The organism is Actinomycetospora atypica, assembly GCF_042653685.1.
Classification (GTDB): domain Bacteria; phylum Actinomycetota; class Actinomycetes; order Mycobacteriales; family Pseudonocardiaceae; genus Actinomycetospora; species Actinomycetospora atypica.
This window is the reverse complement of record NZ_JBHSIV010000003.1, coordinates 240,988-257,056: the sequence shown is the minus strand read 5'-3', so window position 1 is coordinate 257,056 and position 16,069 is coordinate 240,988. Positions and strand designations below refer to the sequence as shown.

At 73.6% G+C, this 16,069-nt stretch carries 14 protein-coding genes and 2 tRNA genes; 8 read left to right on the top strand and 8 right to left on the bottom strand.

Translation table 11 applies throughout. From position 1 onward, the window contains the following. Positions 1 to 51: 51 nt before the first annotated feature. Positions 52 to 1,980, top strand: a complete 1,929-nt coding sequence (gene glxA / locus ACFPBZ_RS04450) for a radical copper oxidase GlxA (RefSeq protein ID WP_378034791.1) — start codon at positions 52 to 54, stop codon at positions 1,978 to 1,980. Between the two features lie 40 nt (positions 1,981 to 2,020). Here the strand turns inward: glxA and ACFPBZ_RS04445 are convergent, their stop codons facing one another. Continuing rightward, positions 2,021 to 2,860, bottom strand: coding sequence for a LysR family transcriptional regulator (locus tag ACFPBZ_RS04445; protein WP_378034790.1), 840 nt, complete (start codon positions 2,858 to 2,860; stop codon positions 2,021 to 2,023). 82 nt (positions 2,861 to 2,942) lie between these two features. On the opposite strand from ACFPBZ_RS04445, the gene ACFPBZ_RS04440 reads away from it, so the two are divergent. Continuing rightward, positions 2,943 to 3,653: an SDR family NAD(P)-dependent oxidoreductase gene (locus tag ACFPBZ_RS04440; RefSeq protein WP_378034789.1), complete on the top strand. Its 711-nt coding sequence runs from the start codon at positions 2,943 to 2,945 to the stop codon at positions 3,651 to 3,653. A gap of 55 nt (positions 3,654 to 3,708) precedes the next feature. Here ACFPBZ_RS04440 and leuD read toward each other — a convergent pair whose 3' ends face one another. Together leuD and leuC are read right to left on the bottom strand one after the other, a co-directional pair. Then, positions 3,709 to 4,296, bottom strand: a complete 588-nt coding sequence (gene leuD, locus ACFPBZ_RS04435; RefSeq protein ID WP_378034788.1) for a 3-isopropylmalate dehydratase small subunit — start codon at positions 4,294 to 4,296, stop codon at positions 3,709 to 3,711. Between the two features lie 14 nt (positions 4,297 to 4,310). Next, on the bottom strand, positions 4,311 to 5,747 hold the full coding sequence (gene leuC, locus ACFPBZ_RS04430) for a 3-isopropylmalate dehydratase large subunit (RefSeq protein ID WP_378034787.1): 1,437 nt from the start codon (positions 5,745 to 5,747) through the stop codon (positions 4,311 to 4,313). A 56-nt stretch (positions 5,748 to 5,803) separates the two neighbouring features. Between leuC and ACFPBZ_RS04425 the strand changes: the two genes are divergently transcribed. From ACFPBZ_RS04425 to ACFPBZ_RS04415, 3 genes are read left to right on the top strand one after another with little or no spacing between them, the layout of a single operon-like run. Further along, positions 5,804 to 6,508 (top strand): IclR family transcriptional regulator, encoded by a 705-nt coding sequence (locus tag ACFPBZ_RS04425; protein WP_378034786.1) that lies wholly within the window; start codon positions 5,804 to 5,806, stop codon positions 6,506 to 6,508. 29 nt (positions 6,509 to 6,537) lie between these two features. Then, positions 6,538 to 7,167 carry a pyridoxamine 5'-phosphate oxidase family protein gene (locus ACFPBZ_RS04420; protein ID WP_378034785.1) on the top strand — a complete coding sequence of 210 codons (630 nt, stop codon included), beginning with the start codon at positions 6,538 to 6,540 and terminating at the stop codon, positions 7,165 to 7,167. After that, positions 7,164 to 7,502: an MmcQ/YjbR family DNA-binding protein gene (locus ACFPBZ_RS04415; RefSeq protein ID WP_378034784.1), complete on the top strand. Its 339-nt coding sequence runs from the start codon at positions 7,164 to 7,166 to the stop codon at positions 7,500 to 7,502. The genes ACFPBZ_RS04420 and ACFPBZ_RS04415 overlap by 4 nt, the downstream gene beginning before the upstream one ends. Before the next feature lie 3 nt (positions 7,503 to 7,505). On the opposite strand, the gene ACFPBZ_RS04410 is transcribed toward ACFPBZ_RS04415, so the two are convergent. Further along, positions 7,506 to 8,618 carry a winged helix DNA-binding domain-containing protein gene (locus ACFPBZ_RS04410; protein ID WP_378034783.1) on the bottom strand — a complete coding sequence of 371 codons (1,113 nt, stop codon included), beginning with the start codon at positions 8,616 to 8,618 and terminating at the stop codon, positions 7,506 to 7,508. A gap of 100 nt (positions 8,619 to 8,718) precedes the next feature. Here ACFPBZ_RS04410 and ACFPBZ_RS04405 point away from each other — a divergent pair, with 100 nt between their 5' ends. Further along, a complete protein-coding gene (locus ACFPBZ_RS04405) occupies positions 8,719 to 9,294 on the top strand; it encodes a dimethylsulfonioproprionate lyase family protein (protein WP_378034782.1) in 576 nt (191 codons plus the stop codon). 53 nt (positions 9,295 to 9,347) lie between these two features. Here ACFPBZ_RS04405 and ACFPBZ_RS04400 read toward each other — a convergent pair. Together ACFPBZ_RS04400 and ACFPBZ_RS04395 are read right to left on the bottom strand one after the other, a co-directional pair. Then, positions 9,348 to 9,420 (bottom strand) — tRNA-Glu (locus tag ACFPBZ_RS04400). A 53-nt stretch (positions 9,421 to 9,473) separates the two neighbouring features. Next, a tRNA-Gln gene (locus tag ACFPBZ_RS04395) sits at positions 9,474 to 9,545 on the bottom strand. Between the two features lie 185 nt (positions 9,546 to 9,730). Here ACFPBZ_RS04395 and ileS point away from each other — a divergent pair. After that, a complete protein-coding gene (ileS, locus tag ACFPBZ_RS04390) occupies positions 9,731 to 12,874 on the top strand; it encodes an isoleucine--tRNA ligase (RefSeq protein WP_378034781.1) in 3,144 nt (1,047 codons plus the stop codon). A gap of 10 nt (positions 12,875 to 12,884) precedes the next feature. Here ileS and ACFPBZ_RS04385 read toward each other — a convergent pair whose 3' ends face one another. Beyond that, positions 12,885 to 13,790 carry a LysR family transcriptional regulator gene (locus tag ACFPBZ_RS04385; RefSeq protein ID WP_378034780.1) on the bottom strand — a complete coding sequence of 302 codons (906 nt, stop codon included), beginning with the start codon at positions 13,788 to 13,790 and terminating at the stop codon, positions 12,885 to 12,887. 72 nt (positions 13,791 to 13,862) lie between these two features. On the opposite strand from ACFPBZ_RS04385, the gene ACFPBZ_RS04380 reads away from it, so the two are divergent. Beyond that, a complete protein-coding gene (locus tag ACFPBZ_RS04380; protein ID WP_378034779.1) occupies positions 13,863 to 15,071 on the top strand; it encodes an MFS transporter in 1,209 nt (402 codons plus the stop codon). A 35-nt stretch (positions 15,072 to 15,106) separates the two neighbouring features. Here the strand turns inward: ACFPBZ_RS04380 and ACFPBZ_RS04375 are convergent, their stop codons facing one another. After that, positions 15,107 to 16,069, bottom strand: coding sequence for a LacI family DNA-binding transcriptional regulator (locus tag ACFPBZ_RS04375; RefSeq protein WP_378034778.1), 963 nt, complete (start codon positions 16,067 to 16,069; stop codon positions 15,107 to 15,109).

Sequence of the window (16,069 nt, the reverse complement as noted above, 5' to 3'; positions counted from 1 at the left end):
CTCCCCCGTTCCCAGGCGCCGAGCCGGACCCCGAACCCGTGGAGAGTGGGCTTGCGCGCGACACGTCGGTACCGACAGATCGCCCTGATCGTCGTGGCCGCGGCGGTGCTCCTCGGCGTCAACGTGCCCCCGGCGTTCTCCTACGTCCGGGAGTGGCGCCACGAGCAGCTGATCAACAGCGCCGAGTACAAGGCGCAGTACGGCCACTGGGACACCATCGAGATCCCGGCCGACCAGCGGGTGAACGCGATCCACGCGGTCCTGCTGAACAACGGCAAGGTCCTCCTCATCGCCGGCTCCGGCAACAAGGAGGACATGTTCGCGACGAAGGCCCTCAAGAGCCTGGTCTACGACCCCGCCACCGGGCAGTCGCGGATGATCCCCGTGCCCGACGACATGTTCTGCGGCGGCCAGACCGTGCTCCCCGACGGCCGCGTGCTCTTCGCGGGCGGGACGCAGCGCTACGAGAAGCTCGACGGCGCGGTCACCAACGCCGCCGGCGCGATGCGCGTGAAGAACGAGAACCCCAACGGTCCGCGCTTCATGCCCGCCGGCACCGAGTTCGTCGCCCCGACCGGGCAGAAGTACAAGTCGGCCTACGACGTGACGCTCCCGCCGGCCGCGAAGAAGGGCGCAGGCGCCCGGACCCAGGTCACCGCCTCCGAGGAGAAGGTCTTCGTCGAGTCGGAGGCCCCGGGCCCGCAGGCGGTCAACGGCAACCGGGACAAGTACACCGTCTCCGGTCTGTCCGCCGTCGACGCGAAGAACGTCTACGGCCTCGGCGAGCCGATGACCCTGGACAAGCAGGACTACCAGGGCACCAACAAGGCCTACTCGTTCGACCCGGGCACCGAGGTCTGGACCGAGCTGCCGAACATGAACCAGCCGCGCTGGTACCCGACGCTCACCCCGCTCTCCGACGGCAACGTGCTCACCGTGGCCGGCCTGGACGGCGTCGGGCAGGTCCTCAACGGGCTCTCCGAGGAGTTCAACCCGCGGACGAACACCTGGATCGACCGCCGCGAGGTCCTCAAGCAGTACTTCCCCACGTACCCGGCCCTCTTCGAGACCGCGACGCCGCGCCAGATCGTCTACACCGGCGCGAACGCCGGGTACGGCCCCGCCGACCAGGGCCGCGTCCCCGGGTTCTGGGACCTCGACACCGGCGCCTACACCCCGATCCCCGGGCTGCGTGAACCGGAGCTGATGGAGACCGCCGGCTCGTCGTGGATCGGCCCCGTGCAGGACCAGCGCCTGGCCGTGGTCGGTGGCGGCGGCGTCGGCGAGAGCCCCATCTCGTCGTCGCGCATCGACTTCCTCGACCTCAAGGACCCGGCGCCGCACTTCACCCCGGGCCCGAACCTCGCGCAGCCCACCCGGTACCCGAACCTGGTGAACCTGCCCGACGACACCACGCTGATCACCAACGGGTCGCTCGACTACCGCGGCAAGGGGGCGACGAACAACCACCTCGCCTACACCCTCGACCCGGCGTCGAACGAGCTGCGGCCCATGGCCGACCCGCGCATCGGCCGCGACTACCACACCGAGGCGCTCCTGCTCCCCGACGGCCGCGTGCTGGTGGCGGGCTCGGACCCCCTGTTCGACGACGAGAAGAACACGGTCCCCGGCACCTTCGAGCAGCGGCTCGAGATCTTCACCCCGCCGTACCTGGAGACCGGGGCCCCGCGCCCGACGATCACCTCGGCGCCGGCCGCGATGCCCCGCGGGCAGACCGTCGACATCCCCACCCCCGACGGCTCGCGCATCGCGAAGGCCCGCCTCATGCGGACCGCGACGGCCACGCACGTCACCACCTCGGACATGCGCGAGGTGGCCCTGCCGATGCAGAAGACGCCCGACGGGGTGTCGGTGACCGTGCCGCGGGAGGCGACGTTCGTGCCGCCGGGGCCGTACATGCTGTTCCTGGTCGACGACAAGGGCGTCCCGAGCGAGGCGAAGGTCGTGCAGGTGCCGTAGGCCTGTGAGCAGTAATCCGTGTCTGAACACGGATTACTGCTCACGTGCGCGTAGCGCACCTCACGAGGTCGGCGAGGGCTGACGAGCGGCTGTGCGGCGGCCACGCCAGCACGGTCGTCACCACCGGCGCGTCCCGGACGGGCACGGTCGCGAGACCCTCGTGCCGGGGCGTGACCGCCGACTCGGGCACGATCGCCGCCACCCGGCCGAGCCCGACGAGCTGGCGCAGCTGCGCGGCGTCGCGGACCTGCGGCCCCGGACCGTCGGTGTAGGTGCCGTCGCTGCGCGGCCACCGCGGCGTCGGCAGATCCGGCAGCGCGGAGACGTCGGCCGTGGACACCGACGACCGGTTCGCGAGCGGGTGCCCGGCGGGCAGGACCGCGACCTGGCGCTCGGAGGCCAGCTCCTCGGTGTCGAACCCGGCGGTGGAGTCGAACGGCCGGTGCAGCAGCGCCACGTCGGCCCGCCCGTCGCGCAGCCGCCGCTCCTGCTCGCCCGGGCCGCAGAGTTCCACGTCGACGGGCAGCGCCCCCGGTTCCGCGGCGTAGGCGTCGAGCAGCTTGGCCAGCAGCTCCTCCGAGGCCCCCGCCTTCGAGACGAGCACCAGGCCCGGCCCCTCCCCCGCGGCCCGACGGGTGCGGCGCTCCGCGGCGTCGACCGCGTCGAGCGCGGCCCGACCCTCGGCCAGCAGGACGGCGCCCGCCTCCGTCAGCGAGACCTCCCGGGTGGTCCGCACCAGCAGCCGGGCACCCACGCGCCGCTCGAGCTGCTGGATCGCGCGCGACAGCGGCGGCTGGGCGATCCCCAGCCGGTCCGCCGCCCGCCCGAAGTGCCGCTCCTCCGCGACCGCGACGAAGTACCGCAGCTCCCGTGTCTCCACCCCGTCATTGATACCCCTGCGGTATCGATACGCACCGAGACGGTCTTGGACGAGGATCCGCGGCCGGGCGGACGATCGGGTCATGGACGGCGAGAAGACCACGGCCCTGGTCACCGGGGCGAACAAGGGCATCGGCTACGAGATCGCGGCGGGGCTGGGCGCCCTGGGCTGGCGCATTGGGGTGGGCGCCCGCGACGACGCCCGGCGCGACGAGGCCGTCGCGAAGCTGCAGGCGGACGGCGTCGACGCCTTCGGGGTGCCGCTCGACGTCTCCGACGACGCGAGCGTCGCCGCGGCCGCCGCGCAGCTCGACCGGCTCGACGTGCTGGTCAACAACGCCGGCATCACCGGTGGGGCGCCGCAGGACCCGACCACGATCGACCTCGACATCCTGCGGACGGTCCTCGAGACGAACGTCTTCGGCGTCATCCGGACGACGAACGCGATGCTGCCGCTGCTGCGTCGCTCGGCCTCACCCCGCGTCGTCGTGATGTCCTCGACCGTCGGGTCGCTGACCCGGCAGCAGGCCGGGCAGGCGGGGCCGATCGCGGTCGGCTACTCCCCCTCGAAGACCTACCTCAACGCCGTGACCCTCCAGTACGTCCGCGAGCTGGAGGGCACGAACATCAAGATCAACCTGGCGTGCCCCGGCTACGTCGCGACCGACCTCAACGGCCACCAGGGCCACCGGACCCCGGCCCAGGGCGCTGCCGTCGCGGTGCAGCTGGCGACCATTCCCGACGACGGCCCGACCGGCGGCTTCTTCGACGACGCCGGCCCGATCCCCTGGTGAACACCTGTGAGCAGTGATCCGTGCCTGGACACGGATTACTGCTCTCAGGACGAAGTCACCCCACCGTCGGCTTGTGGGAGGGCCGCCGCGCCTCGTAGGCGGTGATGTCCTCCTCGTGGCGCAGCGTCAGCCCGATGTCGTCGAGTCCCTCGAGCAGGCGCCAGCGGGTGTACTCGTCGACGGTGAACGGCACCGTCAGGTCCTCGGCCACCACCGTCTTCGACTGCAGGTCGACGGTGAGCTCCATGCCGGGCCGCGACTCGATCTTCTTCCAGAGCAGCTCGACGTCGGAGTGCTCGACGGTGGCCGCGAGCAGCCCGGCCTTCGACGCGTTGCCCTTGAAGATCTCACCGAAGCGCGGGGAGATCACCGCGCGGAAGCCGTAGTCCAGGAGCGCCCAGACGGCGTGCTCCCGGGACGAGCCGGTGCCGAAGTCGGTGCCCGCGACGAGCACCGATCCGCGGTCGTAGGGCGCGGTGTTGAGCACGAACGACGGGTCGGAGCGCCAGGAGGCGAACAGCCCGTCCTCGAAGCCGGTGCGGGTGACCCGCTTGAGGTACACCGCCGGGATGATCTGGTCGGTGTCGACGTCGGAGACCCGCAGCGGGGTCCCGATGCCGGTGTGCGTGGAGAACTTCTCCATGGTCGCGGTCCTCCTCAGGCCATCGTCAGGGTGGTGGGCGAGAGGTCCTCGGGCGAGGACAGCGTGCCGCGCACGGCCGTGGCCGCGGCGACCAGCGGCGACACCAGGTGGGTGCGCCCGTTCCGGCCCTGGCGGCCCTCGAAGTTGCGGTTCGACGTCGAGGCGCAGCGCTGGTACGGGGAGAGCTGGTCGGGGTTCATGCCGAGGCACATCGAGCACCCGGCGGAACGCCACTCGGCCCCCGCCCCGGTGAACACGGCGTCGAGGCCCTCCTCCTCGGCCTGCGCCTTGACCTTCATCGAGCCGGGCACGACGAGCATCTGCACGCCGTCGGCGACGTGGTGGCCCTGCAGGACGTCGGCGGCGGCGCGGAGGTCCTCGATGCGGGCGTTGGTGCACGAGCCGAGGAACACCACGTCGACCGCGACGTCGCGGAGCTTCGTCCCGGGCTCGAGGCCCATGTACTTCAGCGCCTTGCGCGTGGCGGCCGCGTCGTCGTCGTCCATCTCGGCGGGGTCGGGCACCGACTCGCTCAGCGGAAGGCCCTGGCCCGGGTTGGTGCCCCAGGTGACGAAGGGCGTCAGCGCGGCCGCGTCGATGTGCACCACGGCGTCGAACTCGGCGTCGTCGTCGGTGCGCAGCTCGCGCCACGCCTCGAGCGCGGCGTCCCACTCGTCGCCCTGCGGGGCGTGCGGGCGCCCCTTCAGGTAGGCGTACGTGGTCTCGTCGGGCGCCACCATCCCGGCGCGACCGCCGGCCTCGATGGACATGTTGCACATCGTCATGCGCGCTTCCATCGACATGTTCCGCACGGCCTCGCCGCGGTACTCGAGCACGTAGCCCGCGCCGCCGCCGGTGCCGATCTGCGAGATGACCTTGAGGATCACGTCCTTGGCCGTCACGCCCGGGCGCAGGTCGCCGGAGATCTCGATCGCCATGGTCTTGAAGGGCCGCAGCGGCAGCGTCTGGGTGGCGAGCACGTGCTCGACCTCGGAGGTCCCGATGCCGAACGCGAGCGCCCCGAACGCGCCGTGGGTGGAGGTGTGCGAGTCGCCGCAGACCACGGTGGTGCCGGGCTGCGTGAGCCCCAGCTCCGGGCCGATCATGTGGACGATGCCCTGGTTGCGGTCGCCCATCGGGTAGAGGCGGACGCCGAACTCCTCGACGTTGCGCCGCAGCGTCGCCACCTGGGTCGCCGAGGTCTCGTCGGCGATCGGGAGGTCGATCCCGATCGTCGGGACGTTGTGGTCCTCGGTGGCCACCGTGAGGTCGGGGCGGCGCACCGGGCGGCCAGCAAGCCGGAGCCCGTCGAAGGCCTGCGGGCTGGTCACCTCGTGCACGAGGTGGAGGTCGATGTAGAGGAGGTCGGGCTCCTTGCTGCCGCCCGGGGCCTCCCCGCCCGCCCGGACCACGTGCTGCTCCCAGACCTTCTCCGCGAGTGTGCGTCCCATCAGTCCCTGCCTGCGTGGTGGTGTCGTCCCACGATGTGGGACTACGATGTCGCTCTGTGGGACAGAATAGCGGAATCGGCGTGCTCGACAAGGCGGTGGGTGTCCTGCGCGCGGCGGCGGTCGCCCCCTGCGGGCTGGGCGAGCTCGTGGACCGCACCGGGCTGCCGCGGGCCACCGCCCACCGCCTCGCCGTGGGCCTCGAGGTCCACCGGCTGCTCGAGCGCGACCCTGACGGGCGGTGGCGGCCCGGCCCGGCCCTCGCCGAGATGGCCCACGGGCACCACGACCCGCTGCTCACCGCCGCCGAGGAGGTCCTGCCCACCCTGCGGGACCTGACCGGCGAGAGCGTGCAGCTCTACCGCCGCGAGGGCGACTCCCGCATCTGCGTGGCCGCGGCCGAGCCCGCCTCCGGGCTGCGCGACACCGTGCCGGTGGGGGTGCGCCTGCCGCTCACCGCCGGCTCGGGGGCCAAGGTGCTCGCGGCCTTCGCCACCGGCCCGTTGGTCGAGGACCGCGCGCCCGAGGACGTCTTCGACCCCGACCTGCTCGCCGAGGTCCGGCGGCGCGGCTGGGCGCAGAGCGTCGCGGAGCGCGAGGTCGGGGTGGCCAGCGTGTCGGCCCCGGTGCGGGGGCCCGACGGCACGGTGGTCGCCGCGGTGTCGGTCTCCGGGCCGGTCGACCGGATCGGGCGCAGGCCCGGCTCCCGGTGGGCGAACGACCTGCTCGCGGCCGCCCGCGCCCTCGAGCAGGCGCTCGCGTGACCCTTGCCCGCCGCCCTACCGTGGACCGCGTGACCGAGCAGATCACCAGCGTCGAGCAGCTCCGCGCCGTCGTCGGCGAGCCCGTGCGCCGGGCCGTCGTCAAGCAGCGGGACCGGCTCGACGACACCGACCGGGCCTTCATCGCCCGCAGCCCGTTCCAGATGATCGCGACCGCGGGCGCCGACGGCCGCGTCGACGTCTCCCCCAAGGGCGACCCGGCGGGGTCGGTCCTCGTGCTCGACGACCACACGCTCGCCGTTCCCGACCGTCCCGGCAACCGCCGCGTCGACGGGTTCCTCAACATCCTCGAGAACCCGCACGTCGGGCTCATCTTCCTGGTGCCGCGGCGCCCGGACACCCTGCGCGTCAACGGGACCGCCCGCATCGTCGCCGAACCCGCCTACGCGGAGGCGATGAGCCACCGCGGGCACGTGCCGGGCCTCGTCCTCGAGGTCACCGTGGAGGAGGTCTTCACCCACTGCGCGAAGGCGTTCCTGCGCTCCGACCTCTGGCGCCCCGAACGCTGGCCCGACGACGACCTGCCGAGCATCGCGCAGATGGCCGCCCGCACCACCGACGACATGACCCTGGCGGAGATGGAGGCCTACTACACCGAGGAGAACACGCGGGCGATCATGTACGGCACCACCCCGCCGTGACCGACGCCGACGACGTCCGCCGCATCGCCCTCGGGCTCGAGGACGTCATCGAGAACCCGAGCGACGGCTTCGACTTCCGCGTGCTGGGCCACGGGTTCGTCTGGTCCTACCCCGAGCGGTCCGGCGGCCGCCGGGTCCTGCGCACCGACGTCGCCGTGCTCTACGTCGGCGACGAGGCCGAGCGCCAGGCGCTCCTGCTCGGCGAGCCCGATCTCTTCTTCTCCACCCCCGCCTACGAGCACGCCCCACTGGTCATGGTGCGGCTGGCCGCGGTCGACCTCGAGCGGCTCACCGAGCTCGTCACCGACGCGTGGCGGATGCGCCGCGGCGAGTGACCCTCAGCGGGGGGACGCCCCGACCCGCACCCGCGGCCGGCCGCCGTCGTCGTCGGTGAGGAACCCTGAGAGGGCCCGGCCCTCCTCGGCGACGGCCGCCCGGTCGTCGCGGGAGAACCGCCGCAGCGGCGTCACGGTGACCGCCCCCTGCTGCTCGGTCCAGGTGCCCGCCACCCGCCCGTCGACGAGCACGAACCGCGTGCCCGCCACCGAGAGCCCGCGGTGGGCATCGTCGATGATCCGCCGACGGTCGTCGTACCCGAGGACCGCGTTGTCGAAGGCGGGCAGGAAGCGCACGGGGGCGGGCACGTCGGGATCGGGCCGGGGCGCGTCGGGGAGGTCGAGCAGCTCCCGTCCGCGCTCGTCGCGGAACGACACGAGCTCGCCGCGCACCGCCGCCACCGCGTCCGGCAGGCCCGCGAGGCCGCACCACGCCCGCAGGTCGGCCGAGGCGGCCGGCCCGAAGGCCGCGAGGTAGCGCCGGACCAGGTCCTGCCCCACCGGATCGGGTCCCGCCCCCGTTCCCGACGATGCCGCGGGCGCCCGCCCCAGCCACGTCTCCAGCAGGGCGTACCGCGCTCCCCCGGCCGTGCGCCACAGCCCCCGCGGCGGCACCTGCACCACCGGGACGAGCGCCGCGACGGCCGCCTCGCCGAGCGGGCGCGGGCCCCGGTCGGGCCAGCGCGACACCAGCGCCTTCCCGACCTCGGCCATCGTCGGCTCCCCGCCGGCGGCGATCACCTCCCGGCCCGCCGCGGCGAGCTCGTCGAGGTCGACCCCCGCGAGGTCGCCGCGGTACACCCCGAGCATCCGCTGGCAGAGCATCGCCTCGTGCCGCTCCCGCCAGGCGAGCGCGTCGGCCGCCGTCACCAGGTGCACGGTGCGGCGCATGAGGTGCGTGCGGACCACCCGCCGCTCGAGGAGCAGCGTGTCGAGCGTTGCCGGCTCGAACCCGCGCAGCCGCGACCACAGCCCGACGAACGGCTCCTGCGGCTCCTGGGCCTGCAGCCCGCCGAGGTGCGCGACCGCGTCGAGCACGCCAGTGTCCGACCGCTCGAGCAGGAGCTGCCGGGCGAGCGCCGCCCGGTTGAGCGCGCGGGCGTCGAGGGTCTCCACGGGCAGGAGCCTGCCGCAGGAGGCGGACCGTTCGTGTCCGCCTCCCGACGGCTTGCGCGCACTGCCAGGATCACCGGGTGCCGCGTCACCGTGAGACCCCGTGACCGCCCCCGGCCCGGCCGTCGACGCCCTGACCGCCCGCTTCGTCGCGGCCCTGGGCCGCCGCGCGGCGATGGCCGAGCTGATGGCGGTGGCGAGCCTCGGCGGGGCGCCGCAGCTGGCCGACACCCCGCCCGACCTGCCGGTCCTGGCGCACCTCGACGAGGCCGTCGCGCGGGTCGCCGACGAGGTCGACCCGCAGCTCGCCCGGGCCGTCGGGCTCCTCGGGTCGCGGGCCGCGTGGACCCGGACGGCCTCCTACGCCGCCGGCGAGGCGCTCTTCGCGGGCTACGCACACGCCTCCCTGCGCGGCGACGAGGACCTGGTCCTCGGCCTCGTCCTGCTCGGTCCGGAGGTGCTCTACCGCGCCCACCACCACCCCGCCGAGGAGTACTACCTCCCGCTCGGCGCGATCCGCTGGGACCACGGCGAGGGCTGGGTCGACGAGCCCGCCGGCGAGCTGATCCACCACGCGCCCTGGCAGCCGCACGCGATGGCGACGGGCGAGCGGCCGGCGCTGCTGGCCTACCTCTGGTTCGACGAGGTCGACGTCCCGTCGGTGTTCGTGGAGCCGTAGGGACCCCGGGAACGACGAAGCGCCGTGACCCGGTGCGGATCACGGCGCTTGCGTAGCCCCGAGGGGATTCGAACCCCCGCTACCGCCTTGAGAGGGCGGCGTCCTAGGCCGCTAGACGACGGGGCCCTAGGAGGAACAACGTTGGCAACCCTACAAGATCGCCGGGGCGTTGCCCGCAGCTGGGGTACCAGGACTCGAACCTAGAACAACTGAACCAGAATCAGCCGTGTTGCCAATTACACCATACCCCATGGCCGTCACCGGGCGTGACCATGCAGTCCGTCCGGCGACGCCGACAACTGTACCGAACACCGCCGACCGGGTTCGAGCACCCCCCACGGGTCACGGCATCCGCGCAGGTCACGTGCCCGGTCGGGGCCCGGACGCGGCTCTGTAAAGTTGGCAGGTCACCAGCGCACTCCACCGAGGGACATCCGTGAGCCCGAGCTTCGCCCCCCTGCCCGCCAGCGTCGACCTGCCGGCGATCGAGCAGGAGATTCTCGAGCGCTGGGACAAGCGCGACGTCTTCCGCCGGTCGCTCGAGCAGACGGCCCAGGGCGAGCCCTGGATCTTCTACGAGGGCCCGCCCACCGCGAACGGCACGCCCGGCACCCACCACGTCGAGGCCCGCGCCTTCAAGGACCTCTTCCCCCGCTTCCGGACGATGCGCGGGTACCACGTGCCTCGTCGTGCCGGCTGGGACTGCCACGGGCTGCCGGTGGAGCTCGCCGTGGAGAAGGAGCTCGGCTTCACGTCCAAGAGCGACATCGAGCGCTACGGCATCGCCGAGTTCAACGCCGCCTGCCGCGAGTCGGCGCTGCGCAACGTCAGCGCCTTCGCCGCGATGACCGAGCGCATGGGCTACTGGGTCGACCTCGACGAGGCCTACCTGACCATGGCCCCGCGCTACGTCGAGAGCGTCTGGTGGTCGCTCAAGCAGATCCACGACAAGGGCCTGCTGGTCGAGGACCACCGCGTCACGCCCTACTGCCCGCGCGACGAGACGCCGCTGTCCGACCACGAGGTGGCCCAGGGCTACGAGGACGACGTCGACCCCTCGGTCTACGTCCGGTTCCCCCTGACCGACGGACCGTGGGCCGGGGCCGACCTGCTGGTCTGGACGACGACGCCCTGGACGCTGCCGTCGAACACCGCGGTCGCCGTGGAGCGGACCGTCACCTACGTCCGGGTGGCCCGCACCGACGGACCCGACCTGGTGCTGGCCGAGGACCTCGTCGGGCACGTCCTGGGCGAGGACGCCGAGATCAGCGCACGGCTGACCGGCCAGGAGCTCATCGGCTCGCACTACACGCGGCCCTTCGAGCTGCTCGAGGCCGGGCGCTTCGGCGACGCCTTCCGCATCGTCCACGGCGACCACGTCACCACCGACGCCGGCACCGGCCTCGTCCACATGGCCCCCGCCTTCGGCGCCGAGGACCACCAGGTCGCGCGCGCCGAGGGCCTGGAGATGGTCAACCCGATCGGCTCCGACGGGCACTTCCTCGACGAGGTCCCGCTGGTCGGCGGCCTGTTCTTCAAGGGCGCCGACCCCACGCTCGTCGAGGACCTCCGGGAGCGCGGCGTGCTCTTCCGCGCCGAGGAGTACGAGCACTCCTATCCGCACTGCTGGCGCTGCCACACGCCGCTGATCTACTACGCGCTGCCCAGCTGGTTCATCCGCACCACGGAGATCCGCGACCGGCTCCTCGCCGAGAACGAGGGCACGAACTGGTACCCGCCGCACATCAAGCACGGCCGGTACGGCGCCTGGCTCGAGAACAACGTCGACTGGGCGCTCTCGCGCAAGCGCTACTGGGGCACGCCGCTGCCGGTCTGGCGCAACGACGCCGACCCGGCGGAGATCGTCGTCGTGGGATCGCTCGCCGAGCTCGGCTCCTACGCCGGCGAGGACCTCTCGAACCTCGACCCGCACCGCCCCTACGTCGACGACGTCACCTTCCCCGCCCCGAGCGGTACGGGGACGATGCGTCGGGTCCCCGACGTCATCGACGTCTGGTACGACTCCGGCGCCATGCCGTTCGCCCAGTGGGGCGCACCGCACCGCAACGAGGCCGAGTTCGAGGCGGCCTACCCGGCGCAGTACATCTGCGAGGCGATCGACCAGACGCGCGGGTGGTTCTACTCGCTGATGGCGATCGGGACGCTGGTGTTCGACCGGTCGTCCTACGAGAACGTGGTGTGCCTGGGCCTGCTGCTCGACGAGCACGGCCGCAAGATGAGCAAGCACCTCGGCAACGTCCTCGACCCGTTCGAGCTGTTCTCCACCCACGGCGCCGACGCCGTGCGCTGGCTGATGCTCGCGCAGGGCTCCCCGTGGGTCGACCGGCGCGTGGGCCACGAGACGCTCCGGGAGATCGTCCGGAAGGTCCTGCTGACCTACTGGAACACCGCCTCGTTCCTGGTCACCTACGCGAACGCCGCCGGCTGGACGCCGTCCGACCCGGCACCGTCCGAGCGCACCGCGATGGACCGGTGGGCCCTCGGGGAGCTGCGGGCGACCGTCGCCGAGGTGACCTCCGCGCTCGACGACTTCGACTCCAGCCGCGCGGGCCGCGCGATCGTCGCGTTCGTCGACGACCTGTCGAACTGGTACGTCCGCCGCTCGCGCCGCCGCTTCTGGAACGGCGACCCGGCCGCGCTCGCGACCCTGCACGAGTGCGTCGAGACGGTCAGCCGCCTGATGGCCCCGTTCACGCCGTTCACCACCGACTACCTCTGGACGCTGCTGCAGGGCGAGGGCGGGGTGGGCCTGCCCGAGGGCACGCCCGACTCGGTGCACCTCGCGCCGTGGCCCGAGGTCAGGAACGTTCCCGACGAGGAGGAGCGGCTGCGGTCGCAGATGGCGCTGGTCCGCAGCGTCGTCGAGCTCGGCCGTTCCACCCGCGCCGCCAGCGGGGTCCGCACCCGCCAGCCGCTCTCCCGGGCGGTCGTCTCGGCCCGCGGGTTCGGCGACCTGGCTGACACCGATCAGGGCCGGGAGCTCCTCGCCGAGATCGCCGAGGAGCTCAATGTGGCGCGGGTCGAGGCCGCGGGCTCCGACCTCGTCGAGATCGAGGTCAAGCCCAACTACCGCGCGCTGGGCAAGCGGTTCGGCAAGCAGACCCCCACGGTGGCCGACGCCGTGAAGGCCTCCACCGACGCCCCGGTCGACGGGGTGCTGACGGTGACCCTCGACGGGGCGCCGGTCGAGCTGTCCGGCGACGAGATCCTGGTGTCGGAGACGCCGCGCGAGGGCTGGGCCGTGCGCTCGGAGGGCGGGCTGTCGGTGGGGCTCGACACCGAGCTGACCGACGAGCTGCGCGAGGCCGGTCTGCTGCGCGACGTCCTGCGCTTCGTCCAGGACGCCCGCAAGCGCCTGGGCTTCGAGGTGTCCGACCGGATCGAGCTGTGGTGGACCGCGGGCCGCGCCGACACCGCGACCGCGATCCGGAACGGCTCCGACACCCTCGCCACCGAGTGCCTCGCGGTGGCGGTGACCGAGGGCGACGGGCCGGAGGGGCTCGCCCCGCAGGCCTCCGGGGACCTCGGCCTCACCGTGTGGGCGCGCGTCCCGGCCTGAGGGCGGGCGGCTACACCGGGATCGACCCGGCGAGGCCCGTGATCGACCGCAGCGCATGGTCGATCACGGGTTGCGCCGCCCCGCCCGCGCGGGTCATGGCGACGATCCGCCGGACCGGGGCCGCCGTGCCGGTGAGGCGCAGGCGCACCACGTCGGTCCCGGGGTGCACCGGGGCGAGCCGGGGCAGCATGAAGATGCCGAAGCCGTGGGCGACCAGCGCGGTGCCGGTGTCCCACTCGTCGGCGTAGTGGGCGACCGTCGGGCGGAAGCCGGCGGCCTGGCAGGCGGCGAGCGTGAGGCGGTGGTACGCGCTGTCGGGAAGGCAGGTGATGAACGGCTCGGACGCCGCGTCGCGCAGGGTCACCTCGGACCGGGTGGTGAGGTGGTGCCCCACCGGGACGGCGAGGTCGAGCGGGTCGTCGAGCACGGTGTGCTGCTCGAAGCGCCGGTCGGTCTCGGGCGGGACGCGGTCGTCGACCACGAGCAGCGCGAGGTCGCAGTCGCCCGCGAGCAGCAGGTCGATGCAGCGGGCCGGTTCCGCCTCCACCACCTGGATCACCGACCCGGGGAACTGCTCGCGCAGCGCGGCGGCCGTGGGGACGAGGAACCTCGCCGCGGCGGTGGAGAACCCGCACAGCCCGATCCGGCCCGGGGAGTCCTGGACCCCGGCCAGCTCCGCGCGGGCGAGTTCGGCGCGGGCGTGCAGCGCCTCGGTGTGCCGCAGCAGGATCCGTCCGGCCACCGTGGGCTCCATGCGCCGGCCGACCTGACGCACCAGCGTCGCCCCGAGGTCGTCGGAGAGCCCGCGCAGCTGCTGCGACACCGCGGACGAGGTGAAGTGCAGCGCCCGGGCCGCCGCGCTGACCGAGCCGTGGTGGGCCACGAGCTGCAGCGTCCTCAGGCGCGGGTCGATCACGTAGCGATGCTACGTGCTCGGTGAAGAAGCGTGCGCTGGTGCTAACACCCGCACCCACGCATCGTCATGGTCATGAGCGCCGCCGCGTCCCCGCCCTGCGAGACGGAGGCCTCGACGACCTCCCGGCTGCCGTCCCGGTCCGCCCGGGGGTGGGCGCTCGCGCTGCTCGCCCTGGGCGCGGCCGGCGCCGGTATCCCGAGCCCGCTCTACCCCGCCTACCAGGCACAGCTCGGCTTCAGCGACGCGACGCTGACGGTCATCTATGCGGTGTACCCGCTGGTCAGCGTGCCCGCGGTGTTCCTGCTGGGCCCCCTGGGCGACCGGCTGTCGCCGCGGCGGGTCATGCGCGGCGGGATCCTCGTGGCCGCCGCCGGCTCGGTCGCCCTCGCCCTCGCGGCGAGCACCGGCTGGCTGATCGCCGGTCGGGTCGCCTACGGCCTCGCGCTCGCCGTCATCACCGGCGCCGGGGTCGCGGTGGCGACCAGCGGCGCGGACAAGGTGCGCGCCGGTCTGGTGTCGGCGGCGGTGTTCATCCTCGGCACCGGCCTGGGCCCCGTCCTCGGGGGCGCGCTCACCCGCTTCGGCCCGGGTCCCGGCGTCGCCCCCTTCGGGGTGGCCGTCGTGCTGCTCGGCGTCGTGTTCCTCGGGCTCAGGACCGTGCGCGACCCCGCGCCGGGGCCGGTGACCGTGGAGGAGGCCCCCGGGGGCGGGACCGGGATGACCGGCACCGTTCGGCGGGCCCTCGTCGTCGCGGCCGTGAACGGTTTCCTCGGCTGGGCCGTGGTCGGCCTCTTCCTCGGGCTGATCTCCTCGGTCGCCGAACGCTTCCTCGGCCTCCGCGACCCGCTCGCGGCGGGAGGGCTCGCCGCGGCGCTCCTGGTCTGTTCGACGCTGACCGTCCCCGCGGTGACCCGCCTCGGGCCCCGCCGCGCCCAGCTCGTGGGCCTGGTCGCCCTGGCCGTGTCGCTCGTGGTCCTCGCGCCGGGCGTGAACTCCCTCGTCGCGGTGCTGATCGCCTGCGTCGTCGCGGGGCTCGCCAACGGGCTCCTCTACAGCGGGGCGACCACCGTCGTCGCCACGACGGCCCCGCCGGGGCGGGCCAGTGGCACGGCCGCCGCCGTCTACTCCGCCTTCTTCCTGGGCGCCGGGCTCCCGGCCCTGCTCGTCGGCCTCCTCACCATCGCGCTCCCCCTCGACGCGGCCCTGTCGACCATCGCCGTCGGGACCCTCGTGCTCACGGCGCTGATGATCGTCGTCGAGGTGAACACTCGTGAGCAGTAATCCGTGTCCGGGCACGGACTAGTGCTCACGAGCGCTCAGCGCACCGTCAGCCGCGGCGCCAGCACCCGGTGCTCGGGCGGGTGGCCGTCGAGGCGGCGGCCCAGGACCTCGACCAGCGTCCGGCCGAGCTCGTACTTGTCGGTGTGCACCGTGGTCAGCGGGGGGTCGAGCAGGGCGGCCATCATGATGTCGTCGTAGCCGACCACCGCGACCCCCTCCCCCGCGCGCAGGGCCCCGATCGCGAGCAGGTCGTTGAACGCGAACACCCCGGTGATCTCCGGGTGGCGGGCCCGCAGGTCCCGGACCCCCGCGGTCCCGCCGGCGACCGTCGGCGGGGCGGTGACGACGTGGCCGGCCGGGTCGGGGTGACCGTGCTCGGTCAGGACCTCGAGGAACGTCCGGCGGCGCTCGGGCTTGTTCTGCACCGCCCCGTCGAGCATCCCGAGCCGCGCGTGCCCCGCCGCGAACAGGTGCTCCACCGCGGCGCGGGTCCCGGCGGGGAAGTCGGACCGGACCGAGGCCACCTGGTCGTCCGGTGAGGGACGGTCGGCGACCACCAGCGGCACCCGCCGGCCGAGCGCGCTCAGCGACGCGTCGTCGAGGGCCTCGAAGAAGCCGATCGCGCCCGCCGCGCCGGCGTCGACGATCGCCCGGGTCGCCTCGGCCTCCGCGGCGGCGTCCGCGTCGGTGTTGTGCACGACCACGGCGAGCCCCCGGGCCGCGGCGGCGTCGAACACCCCGCGGGCGACGGCGGGGAAGAACGGGTTGGCGATGTCGGGCAGCACCAGCGCGAGGGTCCCGGCCCGCTGGGTGCGCATGCCGCGCGCGAACGCCGAGGGCCGGTAGTCGAGCTCCTCGATCGTCGCGAGCACCTTGCGGCGGGTCGCCGCGCTGATGTCGCCCTTGCCGTTCATCGCCCGCGAGACGGTCTGGCGGGACACCCCGGCCGCCCGGGCGACGTCGTCGATCGTGACTCGGACGAACGACCCGGAGTCCAC